18 protein-coding genes and 1 tRNA gene are annotated in these 22,321 nt (G+C 61.0%); 8 read left to right on the forward strand and 11 right to left on the reverse strand.

The genetic code is table 11. The annotated features are described in order from the left end of the window. Nucleotides 1-48: 48 nt before the first annotated feature. Both FIU90_RS13240 and rtcR read right to left on the reverse strand, forming a co-directional pair. Nucleotides 49-3,018 (reverse strand): DUF2339 domain-containing protein, encoded by a 2,970-nt coding sequence (locus FIU90_RS13240; protein WP_152435204.1) that lies wholly within the window; start codon nucleotides 3,016-3,018, stop codon nucleotides 49-51. Between the two features lie 101 nt (nucleotides 3,019-3,119). Then, nucleotides 3,120-4,718, reverse strand: a complete 1,599-nt coding sequence (gene rtcR, locus FIU90_RS13245; RefSeq protein WP_152435205.1) for an RNA repair transcriptional activator RtcR — start codon at nucleotides 4,716-4,718, stop codon at nucleotides 3,120-3,122. A gap of 273 nt (nucleotides 4,719-4,991) precedes the next feature. Here rtcR and FIU90_RS13250 point away from each other — a divergent pair, with 273 nt between their 5' ends. The 4 genes from FIU90_RS13250 (at nucleotide 4,992) to rtcA (ending at nucleotide 10,530) form a co-directional block, all read left to right on the forward strand. Continuing rightward, nucleotides 4,992-6,539 (forward strand): VWA domain-containing protein, encoded by a 1,548-nt coding sequence (locus FIU90_RS13250; protein ID WP_152435206.1) that lies wholly within the window; start codon nucleotides 4,992-4,994, stop codon nucleotides 6,537-6,539. Nucleotides 6,540-7,442: 903 nt separating this feature from the next. Next, on the forward strand, nucleotides 7,443-8,669 hold the full coding sequence (locus tag FIU90_RS13255; protein ID WP_152435207.1) for an RtcB family protein: 1,227 nt from the start codon (nucleotides 7,443-7,445) through the stop codon (nucleotides 8,667-8,669). Between the two features lie 50 nt (nucleotides 8,670-8,719). Continuing rightward, nucleotides 8,720-9,514 (forward strand): nucleotidyltransferase domain-containing protein, encoded by a 795-nt coding sequence (locus FIU90_RS13260; RefSeq protein ID WP_152435208.1) that lies wholly within the window; start codon nucleotides 8,720-8,722, stop codon nucleotides 9,512-9,514. Beyond that, on the forward strand, nucleotides 9,511-10,530 hold the full coding sequence (gene rtcA / locus FIU90_RS13265) for an RNA 3'-terminal phosphate cyclase (protein ID WP_152435209.1): 1,020 nt from the start codon (nucleotides 9,511-9,513) through the stop codon (nucleotides 10,528-10,530). Before FIU90_RS13260 ends, rtcA begins: the two co-directional genes overlap by 4 nt. 197 nt (nucleotides 10,531-10,727) lie before the next feature. Here rtcA and FIU90_RS13270 read toward each other — a convergent pair. Then, a tRNA-Ser gene (locus tag FIU90_RS13270) sits at nucleotides 10,728-10,817 on the reverse strand. Between the two features lie 217 nt (nucleotides 10,818-11,034). Here FIU90_RS13270 and hspQ point away from each other — a divergent pair. Further along, nucleotides 11,035-11,415, forward strand: a complete 381-nt coding sequence (gene hspQ / locus FIU90_RS13275; protein ID WP_152435210.1) for a heat shock protein HspQ — start codon at nucleotides 11,035-11,037, stop codon at nucleotides 11,413-11,415. Between the two features lie 69 nt (nucleotides 11,416-11,484). On the opposite strand, the gene FIU90_RS13280 is transcribed toward hspQ, so the two are convergent. Together FIU90_RS13280 and FIU90_RS13285 are read right to left on the reverse strand one after the other, a co-directional pair. Then, nucleotides 11,485-12,024, reverse strand: a complete 540-nt coding sequence (locus tag FIU90_RS13280; RefSeq protein ID WP_152435211.1) for a hypothetical protein — start codon at nucleotides 12,022-12,024, stop codon at nucleotides 11,485-11,487. A 22-nt stretch (nucleotides 12,025-12,046) separates the two neighbouring features. After that, nucleotides 12,047-12,946: an ABC transporter permease gene (locus FIU90_RS13285; RefSeq protein WP_152435212.1), complete on the reverse strand. Its 900-nt coding sequence runs from the start codon at nucleotides 12,944-12,946 to the stop codon at nucleotides 12,047-12,049. Between the two features lie 77 nt (nucleotides 12,947-13,023). Here FIU90_RS13285 and FIU90_RS13290 point away from each other — a divergent pair, with 77 nt between their 5' ends. From FIU90_RS13290 to FIU90_RS13300, 3 genes are all read left to right on the forward strand, one after another. Further along, nucleotides 13,024-13,707: a GcrA family cell cycle regulator gene (locus tag FIU90_RS13290; RefSeq protein ID WP_152435213.1), complete on the forward strand. Its 684-nt coding sequence runs from the start codon at nucleotides 13,024-13,026 to the stop codon at nucleotides 13,705-13,707. Nucleotides 13,708-13,774: 67 nt separating this feature from the next. Then, nucleotides 13,775-14,302, forward strand: coding sequence for a DUF1993 domain-containing protein (locus tag FIU90_RS13295; RefSeq protein WP_152435214.1), 528 nt, complete (start codon nucleotides 13,775-13,777; stop codon nucleotides 14,300-14,302). 3 nt (nucleotides 14,303-14,305) lie between these two features. Continuing rightward, entirely contained in the window at nucleotides 14,306-15,265 is a 960-nt protein-coding gene (locus tag FIU90_RS13300) for a YdiY family protein (protein ID WP_234029526.1), read from the forward strand. Nucleotides 15,266-15,639: 374 nt separating this feature from the next. Here the strand turns inward: FIU90_RS13300 and FIU90_RS13305 are convergent, their stop codons facing one another. The 6 genes from FIU90_RS13305 to truB form a co-directional block, all read right to left on the reverse strand. Beyond that, a complete protein-coding gene (locus FIU90_RS13305) occupies nucleotides 15,640-16,323 on the reverse strand; it encodes a spermidine synthase (RefSeq protein WP_152435215.1) in 684 nt (227 codons plus the stop codon). Nucleotides 16,324-16,354: 31 nt separating this feature from the next. Beyond that, the gene (locus tag FIU90_RS13310) at nucleotides 16,355-17,413 is read right to left on the reverse strand and encodes a class I SAM-dependent methyltransferase (protein WP_152435216.1); all 1,059 of its coding nucleotides are present in this window, start codon (nucleotides 17,411-17,413) and stop codon (nucleotides 16,355-16,357) included. 96 nt (nucleotides 17,414-17,509) lie between these two features. After that, a complete protein-coding gene (locus FIU90_RS13315) occupies nucleotides 17,510-18,445 on the reverse strand; it encodes a homocysteine S-methyltransferase family protein (protein WP_152435217.1) in 936 nt (311 codons plus the stop codon). 130 nt (nucleotides 18,446-18,575) lie between these two features. Further along, nucleotides 18,576-20,861: a polyribonucleotide nucleotidyltransferase gene (gene pnp, locus FIU90_RS13320; RefSeq protein WP_152435218.1), complete on the reverse strand. Its 2,286-nt coding sequence runs from the start codon at nucleotides 20,859-20,861 to the stop codon at nucleotides 18,576-18,578. A 172-nt stretch (nucleotides 20,862-21,033) separates the two neighbouring features. Next, on the reverse strand, nucleotides 21,034-21,303 hold the full coding sequence (gene rpsO, locus FIU90_RS13325; RefSeq protein WP_152435219.1) for a 30S ribosomal protein S15: 270 nt from the start codon (nucleotides 21,301-21,303) through the stop codon (nucleotides 21,034-21,036). 12 nt (nucleotides 21,304-21,315) lie between these two features. Beyond that, entirely contained in the window at nucleotides 21,316-22,317 is a 1,002-nt protein-coding gene (truB, locus tag FIU90_RS13330) for a tRNA pseudouridine(55) synthase TruB (RefSeq protein ID WP_152435220.1), read from the reverse strand. Between the last annotated feature and the right edge of the window lie 4 nt (nucleotides 22,318-22,321).

Consider the following 22,321-nt stretch of genomic DNA (forward strand, 5'->3'; position numbering starts at 1 on the left):
CGCACAGTTCAGGCCGCCAATCGCGCTTTGCGATAGCGAAGCAATCGCTTATGTTTCTGATGCGGTAAGCCGAGACAATTGCCGCGAATAGACCCAACCGATCCCGATCAGGCTGAAGCCCAGCGCCATGAAGCTTGCGATCCGCAGCAATCCTTCGAGCCCGGCGGCATCGATCAGGAACACTTTGACTACCGCAACCAGCATGAGCACCAGCGATCCAATGCGCCAGCTTCGCTCGCCGCGCCATGACCCCCACCAAAGGAGGCCGAGCGCCAAGACGATGCCCAGCAGCGAGATCAGCAGGCTCTCGGTCTGCTCAATCGTGCTCGAGGTAAGGTTCGAGCCCGCAAAAACCTGCCTTAGCAGCGAATAAGCGAGCAGCGCGATCAGAGCCATCGTTGCCGTATCGACGCCGATGCGAACGGCGGCGGGAGCGTCGTCCCATTGCGTCAGTGCCAGCCAAAGGCCGCCAATCGCCGTCAGATAGGCGAGCGTCAGCCAGTTGGCGATGGGTGTTGGACCGACATGCTGCACGGTCAGCAGCGGATTGTGCAGAACGAGTGTGAACCACACGAAATGCGCGAGCGAAATCGCGATGAGGCCGAGGCTGACCGGGCGGCGGATGCTATCAGGCAGGTATTGCCGTGCGCCATAGGCTGCGAGCACGAGAGCTGCCTGCCACACGGTTCTCTCTCCCATGCCGTAGTGTTCGAACCTGAATAGCGAAGTGATCGAAAAGACCTGCTTGTAGACACTGTGCAGCGCTATCACTGCGACCACGCCGAGCGCGAGCAGCAGTGCCGCCCTGAAGTCCATGGGCCAGCCTTCTCCTTTCCAAAGGAGCGCGGCGAAGACGGCAGCGAGCGGGAGGATCCGCAGGGCGAGAACCTGTGGGGCAATGGCCGAGCCCGCCTGGAATGGTGTGCCGAACATCGCCATTGTCCCGGCTTCGCCCCACTGGGCGAGCGGGATGAAGGCCCACAGGCCCGCAATGGCTAGCGCGGTCGCCCATGCCGCGATGCGCCTAGGCCGGAGCACAAACAGGGCAATGGCGGCGAGGGCGGCGATCCAGGCGAGCGGCGCGCTCGGCACCACCTGTGAGACCACGCCGTAAAGCAATGCGACTGTGATCGCCTCACCAAAGCCGAGTGCGATTGGATTGCGGCCCATGATCGCCATGCAGGCGAAGGGCAGCGCCGTTGCCACCCAGCGCAGTACGGCCCGCATCTTGTCGACAGCTTCGGGCGAGTCTCCCAGCTGGGAAGTCTCGTTCACGAAATCCGGCGTAACGGTAAGCGCGATAATCGTCACCGCGGCGCTCGACCAGCTGGCGACGTGCAGCGCCAGCGCGTCGCGCTTCCAGTAGCACCAGATCAGCGGCGCGCTCACCAGCATCGCCATGATCGGTGCAAGCCATGCGGGGGTAAGCAGCAGAAGGGCTGCGAATGACAGGAGCGCGGCAGGCGCAATCAGAGCCAGCGCCTTGCGCGTCTCGCCCTCTTCGCCTCTTTGCCACAGCAACGCGAAGGCAATGCCCGGCAGCAGCGCGAGACCCGCCATGCTCGCAGCGAGCACCGGTTCGCTGTCGAGTTCGCCCCAGCTTCCGAAGCGAGTATAGATTACGATCCCCATTACGAGGCTCACTGCACCGAGCTGCGCGATATCAAGCAGCCGGGCGCGTCCCAGCCAATGATAGGCAAACGGAACACCAGCGAAGATCAAAACCTGCGCAGCGGCGACAAGCGCGAAGAATTGATCCTTGGGGTCGGGCCAGATGACAAGCAGCCACAGGCCAAGACCGGCGGCGACCAATGTGCCGAGCCGCAGCGCAGCATAGCGCCAGCCCAGCGCCGAAAGCGCCGCGCCGATCAGCAGGTACAACCCCCAGGTGAGCGGCGCGAAGCCTGCATCGCTTACCAGCACGGCCATCTGCAGCGTCGCAATTGCGCCCGCAGCAAGCTTGGGAAGGCTAGGCCCGCCATTTGCGTGCAGAAATGCAGGCAACACGGTGCCAAGCACGACAAGGTAGATGCCGAGCGCGGCAAAGTCCGAGCTGCTCGAGACGCCCGCAAACATCATTGCCGCGCCCCAGGCAAGGCCGGCGGCGAGCGCGGCGTAGCCAAGCCGCCTGCGACCCTGCGCTTCGCTGGTCCAGGCAAGGCCGCCCGTGACGAGCGCGAGGTAGAAGGAAAGCAGGGGCACGTTGGCGCTGTCGCTGTCGACCAGCAGTGGCGCTGCGAACCCTCCGAGGAGGCCGATCACCGCACACGGCAGCCCGAAGCGGAAGGAGAGCGCGATGGCCGCCGCCGTAACAGCTGCAAGGCCGACGAATGCCGCCCCCGCGCCAATTAGGCCATAGGCTGTGCCCGCGAGGTAGAATGCGCCATAGAGCGTCGCTAGCGCCGCGCCCGCGAGCGATTGGCGCACGCGCGGATCGTGCAAGCGCTCTTCGAAGCGGAAAGCTGCTTCCGCCCCTGCGAGGAGGGAGAGCCCGAACAAGAAGCTGAGGCCTACCCGCACTATCGGGGTGAGGAGACCCGCTTCGATCGAGAAGCGGACGAGGAAGATACCTGCGATTGCGAGCGCGAAACCGCCGCCCCAGATCGGAAGGCGGCGTCCGAAAATGTCTTCGAAGTCGAAGGAGAAGCCCTTGCCTGGCTCGTAAGCCTGAGCGTCCTCGGCCACGCTTTCATCGGCGTAGGCGCGTTCCGCGTCGACCAATTTCGGTTCGAGCTGAAGTCCGGCGTTGGGTTCGACCTCGGGCGACCGGGGCGGTTCCTCAGCGGGAGAGATTTGCTTGGCTGTTGCCGACTCAGGTTCTTCGCTGCCGCTTTCCGGGGCAGGTACAGCCTCCGCTTCTGCCACGTTCACCGGTGCGGCAGGCGGCTGACGGAAGTAGGGGCCGCTCAGGTCGTCCAGCAGCCCGGTGAGGTCCGCGACGCGGCGTTCGAGCTTGTCGATCCGGTGCCACGAAAACGCGACAGTACCGCCAAGCAGCAAGAGGATGAGAATGTCCATGACCCCGCCCTCAGCATTGCGCGCGTCATGGCCTTTTTGCAATCGCCAAATGACTGGTCCGCCTGCGATTTCTCCCCCTCACGGGCCAGGGCCCACGAGGCTCAGTCCTGAATGTCGGACCAGCTGAGTTCGAATCGCGCAAGGTATTTGCGCAGACGATCGGCATCGTTGGTTGATTTGCGCAGCTTGCGCGAGTTCTCGAACAGCATGCGCCCCGCTTCGGAAAGGCTGCGGCTCTTGCGGCAGGTTGCGACCACGAATTCGAGCTGGACCTGGTCGAACGGGTCGATTGCGTCCAGTCGCTCGCTACCGAGAAGATCCTCGAGCAATGCCCTGCCATGCCCTGAATGCGGCGCGGAGCCCGACCACAGTCCGGTAAGCCGGGATAGCTCAGCCTCGACTGCCGGCCGGTCGATCCGCCCGCTCGGGCTCAGGGTCGCCATGCGCGTCACGCTCGCCGCGAGGTCGCGGAAATTCCCCAGCCACGTTGCCGAGGGACCCTCGGCAAAGGCCAGATAGGCTTCGCGCGCTTCCTTGTTGAAGGTCACTTGCGTGCCCTCGCGTTCGGCAAAGCGTTCGAGCTCGTAGTCCAGGTTGGGGGCAATATCCTCGCGCCGATCGGCAAGACCCGGGAGCGCGAAGGTCCACAGGTTCAAGCGCGCAAACAGATCCTCGCGAAAGGTGCCGTTCGCGACTTCGCCGATGAGGTCGCGATTGGTCCCGGCGATCAGCTGGAAGTCGCTTGTCGCCTCGCTGTCCGAGCCAACCGGAAGGAACCGGCCTTCCTCGATCGCACGCAGGATCATCGCCTGTTCGTCAATGCCGAGCTCGCCGATCTCGTCGAGGAACAGCACGCCCGAGTCCGCGCTCTTCAGCAGACCAGCTCGGTCCTGCGCCGCGCCGGTGAAGGCCCCCTTCTTGTGCCCGAATAGCGCCGACATTGCGCTGTCACCCTTCAGCGTAGCGCAATTGACCTCCACGAAGGGACCTCTGACCTGGTGACGCAGCTTCTTCAACTCGTAGATTTTGCGCGCAAGCTGGCTCTTGCCCGCGCCGGTCGGGCCCATGAGGAGGATCGGCGCGCGACTCCGGATCGCGACCTGCTCGATCTCCTCGATCATGCGGTTGAACGCCGCGTTTCGGGTCTCGATTCCGCTCTTAAGGAAACTCGCGCTCTCCGCCCTGGCTTCGGCAAAGCGGGTGGCGATGGAATCGTAGCGCGACAGGTCGAGATCGATCGAGTTCCACGTTCCGATCGGTTGGGGCTGCCCGCGGCGCGGCTGGGTCTGCAGCAGCTTGCCCGGCAAGAAGCGGGCCTCGGTCAGCAGGAACAGGCATATCTGCGCGACGTGCGTGCCGGTGGTGATGTGGATCAGATAGTCGTGCGTATCGGGATCGAAGGGAAAGTCACGCGCAAAATCGAGTAGCTTTGTATACACCTCCTCGAAGTCCCACGGATCATCGAAATCGAGCACATGGGGCGAAACCTCGGTTTCGGGCGAGACATCGCGGATATCCTGGATAACGAAATCGGCGAGCCGCTGGTGCTGCCGGCCATGCATTAGGACGAAGCGGTCGACGCGCAGGTCCTCCTGCATGCAGATGCTGACTGTGGGTCGCCACTTGTTCCAACGGCTCGGCCCGAATTTGCCGGCATCGAGAGTAGAGCCGAGAAATCCGATGACGGTGATAGGCTTCATGCGAAATCTATAAATCTGGATAGCTCATTATACAACTGGATTGATTTTCGATGTTTGAGCGCGACGGCAAGAACTGGCGAAAATTCGCTTAATTGTTGCAATATCAGTACCTTGAGTGGCAATGATCCCGCGCAGACCGAGTTTGGCACAGCCCGTGCGTAGTAGTGGGCGTCGGGATCGTCGAACTCCTGACGACACGCCGGGAAAGGGGCGGCCGGAATGGGCCGGCCGCCCAAAGGCTCCGGAGTGCGAAACTCGAAGTGGAGTTGGACTATGGCCAACAAGAACCTGTTTTCCAGCGCGATGACGAAAATCATGCCGCGCTCCGATACGGTCAACCAGGCTGGCGGGAGCGCCTATGCCTATGGTCCCGAAGCCATGTTGGCACAGCTTGCCGCAACCGGCACGCTTGGCGATGGCTTCTATTCCGGCGCGCAGGCGCAGCTTTCCGACGCGCTCGATGCCGCGACCAAGGTCGATGCCGTGTGGGTCGCTAAGTGCGCGATCTATGCCCGCCAGTCAGGCACGATGAAGGACATGCCCGCCCTGCTTGCAGCATGGCTTACCACCGCCGATCCGGATCTCTCGATCCCGGTGTTCAAGCGGGTTATCGATAACGGTCGGATGCTGCGAAACTTCGTGCAGATCATGCGATCGGGCCAGACCGGGCGGACCTCGCTAGGCTCGCGTCCGAAGCGGATGGTGCGCGAATGGCTCGAGCAGGCGTCGTACCGCCAGCTGATGCAGGCGGCTACGGGTAAGGAACCGAGCCTCGCGGACATCGTGAAGATGGTCCACCCGGCTCCGAAGGATCCGACGCGTCGGGCATTCTATGGCTGGCTGATCGGCAAGCCGTATGATGTTGCAGCGCTCCCGGTCGAAATCGCCGCATTCGAGGCGTGGAAAAAGGACAAGTCGCGTCCGCTGCCCGAGGTTCCGTTCGAGTGGCTTACGTCGTTCGAGCTAACAGCGAAGCAGTGGGGGGTGCTCGCTGGCCGTATCGGCTGGCAAGCACTGCGCATGAACCTCAACACGCTCGCTCGTAATGGCGCGTTTCAGGTGAAGGGCGTCACCAAGACGGTCGCAGACCGGCTCGGTGATGAGCGGGCGATGGCACGGGTCAAGCCCGCGCCCTACCAGCTGATGGCAACGCTGGCGCAAGTCGGTGACAGCGTTCCGCTGGAGGTGCAGGCTGCGCTCGAAAAGGCGCTCGAAGCTTCGGTTTCGAAAGTGCCAAAGCTGAAAGGCAATGTCGTTGTCTGCCCCGATGTTTCGGGTTCGATGCAGTCCCCGGCAACGGGGTATCGCAAGGGCGCGACTTCGGTTGTGCGATGCATCGACGTAGCAGCTTTGGTCGCAGCAGCAGTGCTGCGCTCCAACCGGCAGGCGCGCGTGCTTCCGTTCGCGGAGCGCGTGGTTGATGCAAAGCTCGATCCCTATGCGCGGCTCGCGGTGAATGCCGAGAAGCTTGCAGAGATCTGGGGTGGCGGCACCAATGTGTCGGCACCGCTGGCCAAGCTCAACCGCGAGCGTGCCGAGGTCGATTGCGTTGTGATCGTTTCGGACAACCAGTCCTGGATCGATAGCAACTGTTGCGGCCCGACGAAGGTGATGACCGAGTGGAAGAAGCTGAAGGCCCGAAACCCGGGAGCGAAGCTGATCTGCATCGACATCCAACCTTATGGGACTTCGCAAGCGAAGGACCGCAAGGACATCATGAATGTCGGTGGTTTCACCGATGCGGTCTTCGGCGCGATGGCGCGCTTCACCAATGGCGAAGCACGCGATTGGGTTGAGATCATCGGCCAAGTGAAATTGTAATGGCGCTCAAGCAGCGAAGCGGTAGCGCAGAAAGGAAGATTAAAGGTCACGGCGAATGCCGGGCGGGACTACATCTTGTCGCGGGTTCGAATCCTGCCTGCCGGGAAACCGGCAGTAGCTCAGTGGGTAGAGCGGAAGCCCCCTAGGGGGTCGTCTTGTCAAAATGCTGGTCGCCGTGACCTTCGAATGAATAGCAACTCTTTTGGAATATAGCCGTGGAGAATGCAGTTTGGGACTACATCCACCACGAAGCGGCCCCGTTGGGAAAAGCGCTCCAGCGTCGCGAAAGCGGTCCGGAGAGATCGGGTTCAAATCCCGCTGTGGAAGTAGCTTAAGGGCCGACGTCTCCGACATCTCTTGTCGCTGCGACTGTATTTCAAATCCATGGCGAATGCCGCGAAGGACTACATCGTTCAGAAACGCCAGATGCGGGTTCGATTCCCGTCAGCTCCATCAGGATGAGGGGCTGTAGCTTAATTGGAAAAGCGGGAAACGTCTTTTGCACCAAACTTGTCGCCGTGGACCTCACATTTCTGGCCGAGGTCACCCGCACGCTCAACACTTCCACCCTGAGCCTGCCGGATGATCATGCAGGCAAATGGGTGGAGTGAGCGGTGGCTTGGCAGTCGCAACAATCGACGCTGGCGGATGCCGGTGGGACTACATTGGATACCGGTGGTTCGAATCCACCTCTGAGGAAACTCAGGATGTCTCACTAATCCTCGCCGCCGGCACAAGAGAATCAAAGCTGGCGAATGATGGCGGGACTACATGGGTAAGAGCGCCTGCATTGGCAGGAGGTCGGTGGTTCGAGCCCACCCCCGGGAAACCGGAGTAGCTCAGGATAGATCGTCTCGCCAAAACCTTGTCGCCAGCACCAAAAATGCAAGAAAGGAGGTCGCCATGACCGAGACACATTACGAATTTGCAGAAGTGGAAGGCGGCGTTCCGATCAAGTCCTGGACGCGCGGCGTTCCGGTCGATGACAAAGCCAAGGCGCAGCTCGCAAAAGCGGCGCAGATGCCGTTCATATTCAAGCACGTGGCCGCAATGCCCGACGTCCATGTCGGGATAGGCGCGACCGTTGGTTCGGTGATCCCGACCAAGGGCGCGGTGATCCCTGCGGCGGTCGGCGTCGATATCGGCTGCGGCATGATGGCGGCGCGGACCTCGCTCGTCGCGAGCGACCTGCCCGACAACCTCGCCGGTATCCGGTCTGCTTTCGAAGGCGCGGTGCCGCATGGCCGGTCGGCCGGACGCGGACGGCGCGACAAAGGCGCGTGGGGCGAACCACCTCAGGGCGTTGTCGACGCCTGGACCACCCTCGCGGTTCGGTTTGGCAACATCGTCGCCAAGTATCCGAAGCTAAAGAACTCAAACACCGTCGTCCATCTCGGCACACTCGGTACGGGCAACCACTTCCTCGAGCTGTGCCTCGACCAGGACCAGAGGGTGTGGGTGATGCTCCATTCGGGTTCGCGGGGCGTCGGCAATGCGATTGGACGGTTCTTCATCGAGCTCGCCAAGCAGGATATGCGCATGTGGCATATCAACCTGCCTGACGAGGACCTCGCTTACTTCCCGGAAGGGACCGAGCACTTTGACGACTATGTCGAGGCGGTCGAATGGGCGCAGGATTTTGCTGCGCTCAACCGGCAGGTAATGATGACACATGCCCTCGATGCGCTGCGGAGCCAGATCGCCAAACCCTTTGATGCAACTTGCGAAGCGGTGAACTGCCATCACAACTACGTAACGCGGGAAAACCACTTCGGCGAAGACGTGCTGATCACCCGGAAGGGCGCAGTGCGGGCGGCGAAAGGCACGCTCGGCATCATTCCCGGTTCGATGGGCGCAAAGAGCTTCATCGTGCGTGGCCTCGGCAATGCGGACAGCTTCGAAAGCTGCTCGCACGGCGCGGGCCGGGTGATGAGCCGGACGCAGGCGAAGAAGCTGGTGTCGCTCGACGAGCACATCGCCGATACCGTCGGCGTCGAATGCCGGAAGGACGAAGGCGTCATCGATGAAACGCCAAGGGCCTACAAGCCGATCGAAAAGGTAATGGCAGCACAGTCCGACCTTGTCGAAATCGTCCACACGCTGAAGCAGGTGGTGTGCGTGAAGGGGTAACCTTTTGCGGGCATCACCTGCCTCACTCTCTATCACAAGAAACCGAGATAATGACACTGTTGCCGCCCATCCCCGCTTCCATGCGGGTCGAGATCGAAACGCGTCTCGCCACTTTGGCGAGCAAGGAAGGCGTACGCCTGCTGATGGCGATCGAAAGCGGCTCGCGCGCATGGGGCTTCCCCTCGCCCGACAGCGATTTCGATATCCGTTTCCTTTATGTCCGGCCCCAGACCGATTACCTCGTGCTGGACAAGCCGCGCGATGTGATTGAGCGTCCCATAGAGGACGAGATCGACCTCAATGGTTGGGACATTCGCAAGGCGCTCAGCCTGATGCTCAAGCACAACGCCGTGGTCTCAGAGTGGATCGAAAGCCCGATCCGCTATGTGCCCGATCATCCGGTCGTGGCCGATCTCGCCGTACTCGCTAGCCAGCAGTTCAACCCGCGCGGCTATGCCCGGCATTACGCCAACCTCGGAACCGGCACGGTTGCGCGCTGGTTCGAAGATGGCGAGGATATTCCGGTCAAACGATACTTCTATGCGCTGCGACCTGCACTTTCGATTATGGCCTTGCGCAAGGATCCTTCGCGCAGGCCGCCGATGGAGATGCGCGCGTTGATGGCCGCGTGTGACCTGGCACCCCATCTGGTCGAGCAGATTGAGGAGTTGATCGCGCTGAAGGCCAATACCAATGAAAAGAGCAATGCCGTTCGCAGGCCCGACATTGAACACCTGGTCCATGCCGAGCTCATGCGCGCCGAAGATGTGCCCGAGCGGCTTGATCCCGAAACATTCAAGCAGAAAGCGAACGCGCTTTTCCTGAGGCTGGTGAAAGAGACATGATCACCATCGACGGCTCCGAAGGCGAAGGAGGGGGACAGGTGCTGCGCTATTCGGCAGCACTCTCGCTGATGACCGGCGAGCCATTCACCATCACAAATATTCGCGGTGGGCGTGAGAAGCCGGGACTAATGCGCCAGCATCTCACCTCGCTCGAAGCCGCGTGCTCTATCGGAAATGCCGAGGCCAGCGGGCTCGCGGTTGGGTCGAGCGAAGTCACATTCCGTCCCGGCTCGGTGACGCCGGGCGAATATCACTTCGCGGTCGGAACTGCCGGGGCGACGGGGCTCGTCCTGCAGACGATCCTCGTTCCGCTGATGCTCGCCGACGGACCCTCGCGGGTGGTCATCGAAGGAGGGACGCATGCGATAGCCGCGCCGCCCTTCGAATTCCTCGCGCACACGCTGCTTCCGGTGATCGACAAGATGGGCCCGCGCATCTCGGCGAAACTTGATCGCCACGGCTTCTTTCCGCGTGGCGGGGGACGTATAGTGGTCGACTTCGAGCCCGCACCGCTGCGCGCAGTCGAGCTTACCGAGCGCGGAGAATACGTTTCGGGCGGGGCCGAAGCGATCATCGCCGGCATCCCTTTCGAGGTTGCCGAGCGTGAGCTGAGTGCAATGCGCAAGGTGCTTGCCGACTGGCCGAAAGAGGCATTTACCTCGCGCCAGCTTTCGGCCGACGAAGGGCCCGGCAACGCGCTTATCGCCACTGCGCGCTTTGAGCACGTAACCGAGGTGATGTCTGGGTTTGGTAAGCTCGGACTCCCGGCGGAGAAGATCGGCAAGACCACCGCCGCGCGCATGAAAGGCTACCTTGTGAGCGGTGCCTTTGCCGGGCCTTACCTGCAGGATCAGCTGCTCCTTCCCCTGGCGCTCGCACGCGGCGGGGCATTCACCACAGTCAAGCTGAGCCAGCACACGCGGACAGCGATGGGCCTCATCGAAAGCTTCACCGGCACCCGCTTCCGCACCGGCGAGCGCGAAGACAAGAAGCTGTTGGTGGAAATCGAACGCTAAACTACGCAACCCGGTCGAAAGCGGACTATCGACTGCATTGTTATGGCAATTGAACAGCCGTCAATCTGCCTTCCGCCCATCGGCTGCCCAAGCCTTCGAGACAGTTCTGTGATTAGTCATCGCACTATGCTCTTGAGAGTGCGTAGTCGGGAACATCGGGCGCTATGCCCCGGAAAACAGGCTGCTTCAGGGGAAAGTGGCGGAGAGGGAGGGATTCGAACCCTCGGTACTCGTGAGAGCACAACGGTTTTCGAGACCGCCCCGTTCGACCACTCCGGCACCTCTCCGCAGGTTCCCGTCGCTCCACCGCTTCGCTGCATGAGCGCGGATGGAAAGGTCGAAATCCGGCGGAACATGCTCCGCACACAACGACGAGAGCGCGCCCGTTAGCGCAGGTACCCCGCGTTGCCAAGACCCTACGGAGCACAAAAATGGGGCATATCTTGGCCTCGCACGCCACGACCTGCTTGTTTTGCGAGTGCGAAGAACCATATTCTCCGAACTATGGAACGCGCAGAATTCTTTTCAAATCAGGCAGGGCGCACAATCGTTGCGCCGCGCGAGTCCCGCACACGATTTGGTATCGGCGATATCGTCCGCCACCGGATGTTCGATTTCCGCGGCGTGGTCTTCGATATCGATCCGGTCTTTGCAAACAGCGAAGAATGGTGGGAATCCATCCCTGAAGATATCCGCCCTCGCCGCGACCAGCCCTTTTATCACCTTCTCGCCGAAAACGAGGATGAAAGTTACGTTGCGTATGTCAGCCAGGGCAATCTCGTCGCCGACCCCAATGGAGGGCCGATCGACCATCCCACACTCCCGCAATTGTTCGAGCAGTTCAAGGATGGCCGATACCGTATGCGCCGTTCGCTGACGCACTGACTGCCGCGTAACCCGCTAACTCGGCAGTAATCGCCATGGTGCTATCCGCGCCAGATGCGCAGCCCTGCCCTATCCCACCACGGGAGCCGACAATCCCGCCTGCAGCTTGCCTTGTCGCGTGAACTGTGGCCGGCAGAGCGTGTATTGTGGCAGGGCCCGCAACTGGCCAGATTGTCCGTAATGGGCTTTGGCATCTACCTTTTCGCTATTCCATGGACGTTGTTTTCGGTTTGCTGGGTGGTTTTGGCTTCTGCCGGGATCGTTTCGGTTGAGGGCGGCGCCGACCCATGGGCTTGGACATTTCCCCTTTTCGGGGTTCCCTTTGTGCTTGTCGGTTTGGCGATGATGAGTGCACCCTTCCTGCCTCTGTGGGAAGGCGGCAAGGTCCTCTATGCGGTCACCAACGAACGCATTCTGAAATTGCGACTGGGACGAACGCTCAATGTAAAGGTTTGCCCAGCATCGCGCATCGGCCAAATCGAACGTCACGAACGGCACGACGGAACTGGCAGCGTCCGCCTCGCAGTCTCTGTCGGCAGGTATAGCGATGGCGATTCGCATGTCGAACACTTCGACCTGGGCGAAATCGCAGATGTTTTCGGCGCCCACGAGGCGATCGCCAGCCTGCGCCCTAGCTTTTCAGCTTCCAGCCGGATCGCAACAGGAGGTACACGACGACCGCAAGCGCAAGGTTGAACACGCCGATCCCGATTGCCGCAGCCATGACCTGGCCCTCGCCACCGATATCGCTGTTGCCGAGGAATCCGTAACGAAAGCCCGAAATCACGTAGAAAAACGGATTGGCGCGGCTCACCGCTTGAAACGCGGGCGCGAGATTGTCGATTACATAGAAAGTGCCCGAAAGCAGGGAAAGCGGCGCGATCACGAAGTTGGTGATGGCGGCGTTGTGATCGAATTTCTCGGCCCATATCGACGTACCGAGACCGAGCAGCGCGAGCATCACCGAACCCATCAGGCCGAACCACGCAATCGCCCAGCCATGCGCGATGCCGAGGCTCACACCCGGCCATAGCGACATTGCGAGCGCCACGGTGCAACCGACCGCAACCGCGCGGGTGACGGCCGCGGCAACGATCCCGCCCATCAGTTCGCCCGGCGAAAGCGGCGGCATCAGCAGATCGATTATCGTCCCCTGGATCTTTCCGGAGAGCAGCGAAAAGCTCGAATTGGCAAATGCGTTCTGCATCATGCCCATGACGATTAGGCCCGGCGCGACGAAGGTTGCGAACGGCACACCAAGCACTTCGCGCCCCTCGCGGCCCAATGCGACCGTGAATATGACCAGAAACAGCAGCGTGGTGACTGCAGGAGCCCAAATCGTTTGGGTCTGCACCTTGAGAAACCGCCTTACCTCCTTCATATAGAGCGCGAACAGGCCGACGCGGTTGATCCCGGAAATCACCGGCTCTCCTCGCGGCGGAAACCGGTTGCTCCCGCCGGTTACTTTCCTTTCGGGAGCGGCGTCCGAAATCGGGCCGGCCGATGGATCGCGTAAGGCTTGCTTCTGCATGGCTTCGCCGCCTAGGGCTTCGGTCCGAAACTGGCAAGCCGGGCGCACGCACGGGTTTTAGAACGGAATAGAGATTTATGAGCTGGACTGACGAGCGAATAGCTACGCTCAAGAAGATGTGGGAAGGCGGATCGACCGCCAGCCAGATCGCAGAGGAACTGGGCGGCGTCAGCCGTAATGCTGTGATCGGCAAGGCGCATCGCCTGGGCCTGAAATCGCGCCCCTCGCCGGTGAAGGCCAACGAGAAGAAAAAAGCGGCGAAGAAGGCGTCCACCAAAGGCGCAACTGCCAAGAAGACGACCAAACCCGCCGCAAAGCCCGCAGCGAAAGTCGCCGCGAGGCCTGCGCCTGCGACGGCAAAAGCCGATGCGCCCAAGAATACCGGCACGCCTTCGCAACCTGTTCCGAACCCGACGCCCGATCTCCCCAAGATCGTTTCTGTCGGTCCGGGCGGGTTCCTCAGGCAGGGTCCTGGCGATCAGCAGGCGCCGATCCCGCCTGCACCTCCGCGCCGTCTCGTCCCCGCAAAGCCGAGCCCCGAAATTGCCGACAAGACAAGCCTGCTCGATCTATCGGACAAAGTTTGCCGTTGGCCGATGGGCCACCCTGGCGAACCTGATTTCCATTTCTGCGGCGAGGCGGTAAATCCGGGCTTTCCCTATTGCGTCGAGCATTGCGGAAGGGCTTACCAGGCCCAGTTGCCGCGCGGCGCGCGCCGCCCTCCACCGCCCCTGCCATTTGGCGGCCCGCGGGTTCGCTGACACTCCAAATCTCGAAGGCCCGGCGAAGCAAGACGCTGGGCCTTCTCGATTCTGACGGGAGAAAACCATGCCCATGTCCCTACACGACGCCTTTGTTCCCTCCGCCCGCCAAATCCTCATTGGTATGAAAGGACTGGTGGACAAGGCAGAGGCCTTCGTTCGAGACAACGGATTGCAAGATTCCGAGCTGATCGATGCCAAGCTTGCCGAGGACATGTGGTCGCTTCCGTGGCACGTGCGTGCTTGCTGGGTGCACACCGGATATGCGGTGAGGTTGGTGATGGACGGTGAATTCACGCCCGACTTCACCGAGATCCCTTCAGATTGGGAGGCGATGCGGACAATGCTTGACGATGCGCTTGCTGAGCTGGACGGTATAGATGCAGAGGCTCTCGAAGCGATCTCGGGGCAGACCACCGGCTTTATACTGGGTGGAAAGCGGCTGATGGAAATGACCGCTGCGAACTTTTTGCTGAGCTTCAACCAGCCCAATTTCAATTTCCACGCTGCCACTTTCTACGGCATCCTTCGCATGAAAAGTATGCCGCTCGGCAAGATGGACTTCATGGGGCCTATGCGCGTTCTGGGTTCTTAAAGAATGCGAAAACTCAATTCCATGTTGCTCGTGGGCTTTGCGATTACCGCCCTCGTAACGCCAACAGCAGCTCTCGCCGAGATACCCGCCCCCGTTCGCGCGATGATCGACGCGGCGATCGGCAGCGGCGACGAGAACAAAGTCCGTACCGTGATCGAACTGGCGCGCGAAACCAGTCCCGAAGACGCGGCGGAGCTGGACGCGATCCTTGCGGCATACGAAGTCGAACTGGCGGCCGAAGAGGCAGCAGCAGCCCAGGCGGAAGAAGAACGCATCCGAAATGCCGGCATTTTCGAAAATTGGTCTGGCAAGGGCGAACTCGGCGCGTTCCGGTCCACCGGCAATTCCTCCAATACCGGCATTACCGCAGGGCTTTCGTTAAAGCGTGAAGGCATCGACTGGCGGCACAAGCTAATCGGGCGTGTCGATTATCAACGCTCCAACGGTGTCACCACGCGTGAGCAATTTCTCGCCCGCTACGAGCCCAACTACAAGATCAACGACCGCCTCTTCGCCTATGCGCTTGCCCAGTACGAGCGCGACCGGTTCCAGGGCTTCTCCGGTCGCTACGCGGTGTCGGGCGGCCTCGGCTATCAGATCATCGACCGGCCCGACCTACAACTTTCGGCGAAGGCAGGCCCGGCCTATCGGGTGACGCAATTCCTCGACGGGACGAGCGAAGACCGGCTGGCGGCCCTGTTCGGCGTGGATTTCGACTGGGACATCACCGACAGGCTCAAACTGACGCACGACACCAACGCGGTCGCCGAAGCGGGCGGCTCGGCAACACTTTTAGTCGATGGGCGCAATACCAGCCTCAACTTCGTCACCGGATTAAATGCAAAGATCAGCGACGATCTCAGCGCACGCTTCTCCTATGCGATCGAGTACGACAGCAATCCGCCTCCGGGTGCGGAGCAGACCGACACGCTGAGCCGCGTGACGATCATCTACGATTTCTAGAGTCTGCGATGTACGCGGGACGCGCTTTAGAATGAGCCTGCCCTGACAAGCATATCAAGGGGACGAATGCTATGAGAGCCTGCCCAAGCTGCGGATCGACATTGGGTCTAAAGAAGTTAGCGCGTATGGCGCTCGCAAGGCCGGTCCATTGTCCCTCATGCGGCGCGGTGTTGTCATTCCACCGATCGCTCTACGCCATCATGAGCGCGGCCCTCTTGGTGATCTCGTTTTTCGTCTACATGTCTGTCTCGGGAAATATCTTAGAACTGGCTGTGATGCTCCCTGTGACAGCCATTGTATTGTTGCTGTTTAGCCTGGTCTGCCCGGTTCAGTCAGAGAAACTGAAGAACGACAGATAAGTTTGGCCCGCGTCACTAGCGCACCTTCCGCGCAAGCCAGATCGTGTGACGCGGGCCCTTGTTGTTTGGGCGAGCGCGCACTTCGCGGGCCTCGACGTCGAAGCCCGCTTCTTTCAGTCGCCGCGTAAATTTGTGATCGGGCGCGGCCGACCAGACCGCCAAGATACCTCCGGGATTGAGCGCATCCTTCGCCTTGGCCAAGCCGGTCCGCGTGTAGAGGCGGTCGTTGGCGTCGCGCACGATCCCGTCAGGGCCGTTGTCGACGTCGAGCAGGATTGCGTCGAATTTCTCGCATGTCCCGTCATTGGCATCGTCGATCAGCGCGGCGACGTCGCATAGCACGACTTCGCCGCGCGGATCGTCGAGGGTATCGCCGGTGAGATCTGAAAGCGGTCCCCTCGCCCAATCGAGGATCTCGGGGACTATCTCCGCCACTACGACTTCGCCGCCGTCAGTCACTTTTGAAAGTGCCGCGCGATAGGTGAAACCCATGCCGTAGCCGCCGATCAACACGCGCGGCGCGGGTCTGGAGAGCTCCGCCAACGTCAAAACCGCAAGCTGCTCTTCCGAGAATTGCATGCGCGTGCCCATCAGCTCATCGCGCCCCAGCATGATGACGAAATCGCGCCCGTGGCTGATCAGCGTCAGGGTCTCGCCGCCCGGAATCTCGGCGGTGGCAATGGTTTCGCGTGGAAGCATGGGTTAGCCCTAGACGAGCCGATGCCCCCAGTCACGCAGTCGCTTCCAGCACCATATTGGTCGGCGTTTCCGAAGCACGCTTTACGTTTGCGAAGCCGGCTTCGTTCAGCACTTCGGTGAGGCGCTTTTGGCCCGCCTGCGCGCCAAGCCCCAGTCCGACATCCTGCGAGAGCGAGTTCGGCGTGCAGACGGTGGTCGAGAACGCATAGAATATCTGTCCGAGGGGATTCATGTTCTCAGCGTAGCTGTCGCCGGCCATCGGCTCGACAAGCATGAACGTCCCGTCCTCTTTCAGGCTCTCGCGCACATGCCGCGCGGCTCCGACCGGATCGCCCATGTCGTGCAGCGCATCGAAAATACAGGCAAAGTCGAAGCCATCGCCTTGGAAGTCCTGCGCAGTTGCCACGGTGAATTCAATATTTTCGAGGCCTGCCGCGTGTGCTTTGCGCCGCGCTTCTTCAATCGAAGGCGCATGGTAATCGATCCCTACGAAATGCGAATTCGGGTATGCCTCGGCCATCAGGATTGTCGAAGAACCTTGCCCGCACCCTACATCCGCCACCTTCGCGCCGGACTTCAGTTTCTCTTCCACATTGCCGAGCGCCGGTATCCAGTTTTCGGTCAAATTCGCGAGGTAGCCAGGGCGGAAGAAGCGGTCGGTGCCGCAGAATAGGCATTGCGAGTGATCGCCCCACGGCCTGCCCTTCCCGCTCTTGAAGGTGTCGACCGACTTCTTGTTCTCTTCGTATTGCGAAACGACCGCCATGATGAAGCCTTGCATGCACGCGGGCTGGCCTTCGCGGCCGAACACCAGAGCCTGCTCCTCCGAAAGCGAAAACGTGTCGTCTTCCGCGTGGTGCGTGACATAGCCCGCTGCCGAAACCGAGCCGAGCCATTCGTGCAGGTATTTGGGGTTGAGCCCCGTCTTCCCTGCAATCTGTTCAACTGTCAGGCGACCCTCGCCATCGATCGCATCGAAGAGGCCTGCCTGGTCGCCAAGATACGCCATATAGAGGCTTAGCGCGCCAGCCACATCGCCGATGACCTTGCCAGCCAGCGCCTCAAGTTTTTCCATATCGACTTCGCTCATCACACGTTCTCCTTTTGAGTCTAACGTGCGACCCGGTTGGCATTCTCTCTCGGCTCATAACCCGAGAGTTTGCTGCTTATGGTCCAAATGTGCCGTTCAGACCGTCACCGCCTTCGCAATCTCGGTCACATGGCGCAAATCGCTGCCGCAACAACCGCCGAAGACGTTGAGCCACGGCATGCGGTCACGCAACTCGACGTATTGACGAGCCAATTCGTGCGGGTCGCCCGCGTCGAGCTCGGGTGCTTCGTCGAGTTCGGCATGGCTCATGCGCGAAGCGTTGGCCCTGATTCCGCGAATACGCCTGCGCCAATCACCGTCCTGCACCGCGCTTGCGAAGTGATCGGGATGGGCGCAGTTGATCATGAAATAAGCGGGATATCCCTCAGCTCCGTCATCAACCGCTTCCACCGCCTCGCGAAGGGGTTGACCATCCGGCAGCCGTCCATCGAGCTCTACCGTGAAGGAGACGACCGCCGGCAGGTGTTGGGCAGCGGCAGCGTGACAAAAGCCGATGGCTTCACTCGATTGGGTGAAGGTTAGCGCGGTCGCCATATCGGCGTCGGTCGGGACCAGCCAGCCGATCTGCTCGGCGTAATATTTCTCGGCCTCGTCAGCAGAGATCACCTCTTCCGGCTTATAGGCATCGCCTCGCGGACCAACCGGAGCATTGATGACGATCGGTTTGTTGTTCGCCGCTTCCGCGCGCAACTGAGCCACCAGACCGACTGCATCTTCGTTGGCGGATCGTAGAAAAGCGGCGTCTTCGCGCAGGTCTTCCGACCAATGCATATGCGCCTTCCATGTCGGCGCATCGAGGATAAGGCCCAAATTCCGGTCCGCCGCAAGCTCCACGAACCCGCGCAGATAGTCGGTCAACGCAGCGCGCCCAACCGGATCGGTCAAGAGCGTGTGCGAGGCGAACTCGCGGATGTCGATCCCGCGATTGAAGATTATGTCGGTTTCCATTCCGGCATCGGCGAGGAAAATCTCACCGGTCAGCTGCGGCAAATTGTCTCGGTAAAGGGCCATAGCGTCTCTCCTCCGTGACCCGAAGGAGACATAACACGGCACTCGGAGTCGCGCCCAAACCGTTGCGGCGGATGCGACAAAAAACCCGCCGGGATGCCTCCCGACGGGTCTCTTGTTGGTTGCGAGGAGCTTAGTCCTTCAGAAAGTCGGGCATCGCCGCGGGGCCATCATTGCCCCCGCCGTCGCGATTGCCGCCGCCTTCACGGCGCGGGCCACGACCTCCGCGGCCACCGCGGCGATCGCCGCCGCGTCCGCCGCGACCGCCCTTGTCACCGCGCGGTTCGCGCGGCGGGCGGGTGTCTTCGAGCTCTTCGCCGGTTTCCTGATCCACAACGCGCATCGACAGGCGGACCTTGCCGCGATTGTCGATCTCGAGGACCTTGACCTTGACCTCGTCTCCTTCGGAAACGACGTCCGACGGCTTCTCGACCCGCTCGTTCTTCATTTCGGAGACATGGACGAGGCCGTCCTTGCCGCCCATGAAATTCACGAACGCGCCGAAATCGACGATGTTGACGACCTTGCCGGTGTAGATCTTGCCGACTTCGGCTTCCTCGACGATGCCTTCGATCCACTTTTTCGCGGCTTCGATTTCATCGAGGTTGCTGGACGAGATCTTGATCACGCCTTCATCGTCGATGTCCACTTTCGCGCCGGTTTCAGCGACGATCTCGCGGATCACCTTGCCGCCCGTTCCGATGACGTCGCGGATCTTCGACTTGTCGATCTGCATCGTCTCGATACGCGGTGCGTGCTTCGAAACTTCGCTGCGAGCGCCGGTCAGCGCCTTGGCCATCTCGCCAAGGATATGCGCGCGGCCTGCCTTCGCCTGCTCGAGCGCCTTTTCCATGATTTCCTTGGTGATGCCGGCGACCTTGATGTCCATCTGGAGGCTGGTGATGCCTTCTTCAGACCCTGCCACCTTGAAGTCCATGTCGCCGAGGTGATCTTCGTCACCCAAGATGTCCGAAAGGACTGCAAAATCGTCGCCCTCGAGAATGAGACCCATGGCGATGCCCGAAACCGGGCGCTTCACCGGAACGCCAGCGTCCATCATTGCAAGACAGCCGCCGCAAACGGTCGCCATCGAAGACGAACCATTGGACTCTGTAATGTCCGAAAGCACGCGGATCGTGTACGGGAACTCCTCAGCATCCGGCATAACCGGGTGCAGCGCGCGCCATGCGAGCTTGCCGTGCCCGATTTCACGACGACCGGTAAAGCCGAAGCGGCCCACTTCGCCGACCGAATAGGGCGGGAAGTTATAGTGCAGCATGAAGTTGTTGTACGACAGGCCTTCCAGCCCGTCGATCATCTGCTCAGCGTCTTTGGTTCCGAGCGTGGTGGTGCAGATCGCCTGCGTTTCACCGCGGGTGAACAACGCCGATCCGTGTGTGCGCGGCAGCAGGCCGACCATGGCCTCGATCGGGCGGACCTCGTCGAGCTTGCGACCGTCGATGCGGGTTCCATCTTTGATGATCGAGCCGCGAACGATATCGCTTTCCAGCTTCTTCACGAGCTTGAGCGTGCCGAGATATTCGGCCGGATCGCTCTCGGCGAGGTCGGCAAAAGCCTCGCGCGCTTTTTCGCGGGCCGCATTTACAGCGTCCTGACGCTCAGCCTTGTTGGTGAGCTTGTAAGCGGCCTCGAGGTCTGCACCGATGGCAGCGCGCAGCTTGTCCATCTTGGCCGACTTGTCTTCCACCGGATCGAGATCCCAGGGATCCTTGGCTGCCTGTTCGGCGAGTTCGACGATCGCGCCGATTACCTTCTTCGATTCCTCGTGCGCAAACATGACGGCGCCGAGCATCTCTTCTTCCGAAAGCTCCTTGGCTTCGGATTCGACCATCATCACCGCATCATTGGTTGCGGCAACGACGAGGTCTAGGCGGCCCTCTTCGTCGAGCGCCTTGTCCAGGCTCGGGTTGAGTTCGTATTCGCCGTTACGATAGCCGACGCGCGCCGCGCCGATCGGACCCATGAAGGGAACGCCGCTGATGGTGAGCGCCGCGCTCGCAGCGATCATGGCGACGATATCGGGCTCGGTCTCACCGTCATAGGACAGGACCTGCGCGATAACGTTGATCTCGTTGTAGAATCCTTCCGGGAAGAGCGGGCGCACCGGGCGGTCGATAAGACGGCTGGTAAGCGTTTCCTTCTCGGTCGCGCGGCCTTCGCGCTTGAAGAAGCCACCGGGGATGCGGCCGGCTGCGGAAAACTTTTCCTGGTAGTGGACGGTGAGTGGGAAGAAATCCTGCCCCTCTTTCACGCTCTTAGCAGCGGTGACCGCGCAAAGAACAACAGTTTCGCCATAGGTGGCGAGGACCGCGCCGTCAGCCTGACGGGCAATACGGCCAGTTTCCAGAGTGAGGGTTTTTCCGCCCCACTCCAGCGATACGGTTTTCGTGTCGAACATTGATTTTCCTTGATGACCCGCACGGCCTTATTGCGGTGCGGGGCCTACTGTTCCGGGTAATCCGTCCCGGTCCGGTGCGGGGCTATTCGCGCCCCTTTGTCCGCTCCCAGCCGAATTGCTCGGGAGCCGGATAGACAAAGGGCGGCCCGTTTGAGCCGCCCCTTGGAAACTCTTATTTACGCAGACCCAGCTTCTGGATCAGGGCGTTGTAGCGCTCGACATCCTTCTTTTTGAGGTAAGCGAGCAGATTGCGACGCTTGTTCACCATCATGAGAAGTCCGCGGCGCGAATGGTTGTCTTTGTGGTTGCCCTTGAAGTGCTCGGTGAGGTTCTTGATGCGCTCGGTGAGGATCGCGACCTGCACTTCCGGGGAACCGGTATCGCCCTTGGTCTGGGCGTTGTCCTTGATGATTTCAGCTTTACGCTCGGCGGTAACCGACATGTATTTTCTCTCTTACTCAGCGACATCGGGAAGGTTGAAACCCCTGACGACCTTCGCCGTCCCATCCTCGATTTCCATCAAAGCGACCGGGACGCTGTCCAGCATCGCACAATAGAGCCCGGATGGTTGGGGCATTTCAGACAAGACCCGGCCTTGGCGGACCGCCTGCGCGTCTGTCTGAGAGAGGGATAGGGCCGGGATGTCGTCCAGCCCTGCCTCCAACGGCAGGAGTAGGTCAGATAGTGGCGCGCCCTTACCGATTTCGTTGAGATTGTCCAGCGAAATCGCTTGTGCTTCGAGGAAGGGCCCCGCTTTTATCCGCCGCAAATAGGTAACGTGTCCGCATGTTCCAAGGGCGCGGGCTATATCGCGGGCAAGGCTGCGGATGTATGTGCCTTTCGATACGTGGGCCGTCAGCGTCACGCTAGATGCGATGACGAGCGGGGCCTGAGGATCGTATGGATCGGGGCGACCGCCTGTATTGGCGAAGGCTGAATTGAGCGGTTCATCCTCATCGTAGGCGGATGCAAGCCGGAGCGAGTGGATGGTCACTTTGCGGGTCTGCATCGCGACCTCTTCCCCCGCCCTCGCCCGGTCATAGGCCCGCTTCCCATCGACCTTAATCGCCGAGAAGGCGGGCGGGACCTGCTCGATCTCGCCGGTAAAATGCTCAAGCACAGCCGCAACGGCCGCGAGCGGGGGATGCCGGTCGGAGCGTTTCACTACCTCGCCCTCGCTATCGAGCGTGTCCGTTTCCTCGCCGAACTGGATCGTGAAATCGTAGATTTTCGATGCGTCGAGCATCCGCCCTGCAAGCTTGGTCGCCTCACCCAAGGCAATCGGCAGGATGCCTTCGGCAAGCGGATCGAGCGTGCCGCCATGGCCAACCTTGGTCTTGGCATAGCCGCCCTCGCGCAGATTGCGTTTTACCGCAGCAACCGCCTGCGTCGAGCCAAGGCCGCGCGGCTTGTCGAGAATGATCCAGCCGTGGGGAGAGGGCTTCTTTTCGCTCATGCCG

Origin of the sequence: Erythrobacter sp. THAF29 (assembly GCF_009363635.1) — a bacterium.
In the GTDB taxonomy this organism is placed as follows: domain Bacteria; phylum Pseudomonadota; class Alphaproteobacteria; order Sphingomonadales; family Sphingomonadaceae; genus Erythrobacter.

Bases quoted from the DNA above. Each gene is read 5' to 3' on its own strand.
- FIU90_RS13300 (WP_234029526.1), top strand. From the start codon at position 14,306: ATGCGAAAACTCAATTCCATGTTGCTCGTGGGCTTTGCGATTACCGCC.
- FIU90_RS13250 (WP_152435206.1), top strand. From the start codon at position 4,992: ATGGCCAACAAGAACCTGTTTTCCAGCGCGATGACGAAAATCATGCCG.
- FIU90_RS13290 (WP_152435213.1), top strand. From the start codon at position 13,024: ATGAGCTGGACTGACGAGCGAATAGCTACGCTCAAGAAGATGTGGGAA.
- rtcA (WP_152435209.1), top strand. From the start codon at position 9,511: ATGATCACCATCGACGGCTCCGAAGGCGAAGGAGGGGGACAGGTGCTG.
- FIU90_RS13285 (WP_152435212.1), bottom strand. From the start codon at position 12,946: ATGCAGAAGCAAGCCTTACGCGATCCATCGGCCGGCCCGATTTCGGAC.
- rtcR (WP_152435205.1), bottom strand. From the start codon at position 4,718: ATGAAGCCTATCACCGTCATCGGATTTCTCGGCTCTACTCTCGATGCC.
- FIU90_RS13240 (WP_152435204.1), bottom strand. From the start codon at position 3,018: ATGGACATTCTCATCCTCTTGCTGCTTGGCGGTACTGTCGCGTTTTCG.
- truB (WP_152435220.1), bottom strand. From the start codon at position 22,317: ATGAGCGAAAAGAAGCCCTCTCCCCACGGCTGGATCATTCTCGACAAG.
- hspQ (WP_152435210.1), top strand. From the start codon at position 11,035: ATGGAACGCGCAGAATTCTTTTCAAATCAGGCAGGGCGCACAATCGTT.
- rpsO (WP_152435219.1), bottom strand. From the start codon at position 21,303: ATGTCGGTTACCGCCGAGCGTAAAGCTGAAATCATCAAGGACAACGCC.
- pnp (WP_152435218.1), bottom strand. From the start codon at position 20,861: ATGTTCGACACGAAAACCGTATCGCTGGAGTGGGGCGGAAAAACCCTC.
- FIU90_RS13260 (WP_152435208.1), top strand. From the start codon at position 8,720: ATGACACTGTTGCCGCCCATCCCCGCTTCCATGCGGGTCGAGATCGAA.
- FIU90_RS13315 (WP_152435217.1), bottom strand. From the start codon at position 18,445: ATGGCCCTTTACCGAGACAATTTGCCGCAGCTGACCGGTGAGATTTTC.
- FIU90_RS13255 (WP_152435207.1), top strand. From the start codon at position 7,443: ATGACCGAGACACATTACGAATTTGCAGAAGTGGAAGGCGGCGTTCCG.
- FIU90_RS13305 (WP_152435215.1), bottom strand. From the start codon at position 16,323: ATGCTTCCACGCGAAACCATTGCCACCGCCGAGATTCCGGGCGGCGAG.
- FIU90_RS13295 (WP_152435214.1), top strand. From the start codon at position 13,775: ATGCCCATGTCCCTACACGACGCCTTTGTTCCCTCCGCCCGCCAAATC.
- FIU90_RS13310 (WP_152435216.1), bottom strand. From the start codon at position 17,413: ATGAGCGAAGTCGATATGGAAAAACTTGAGGCGCTGGCTGGCAAGGTC.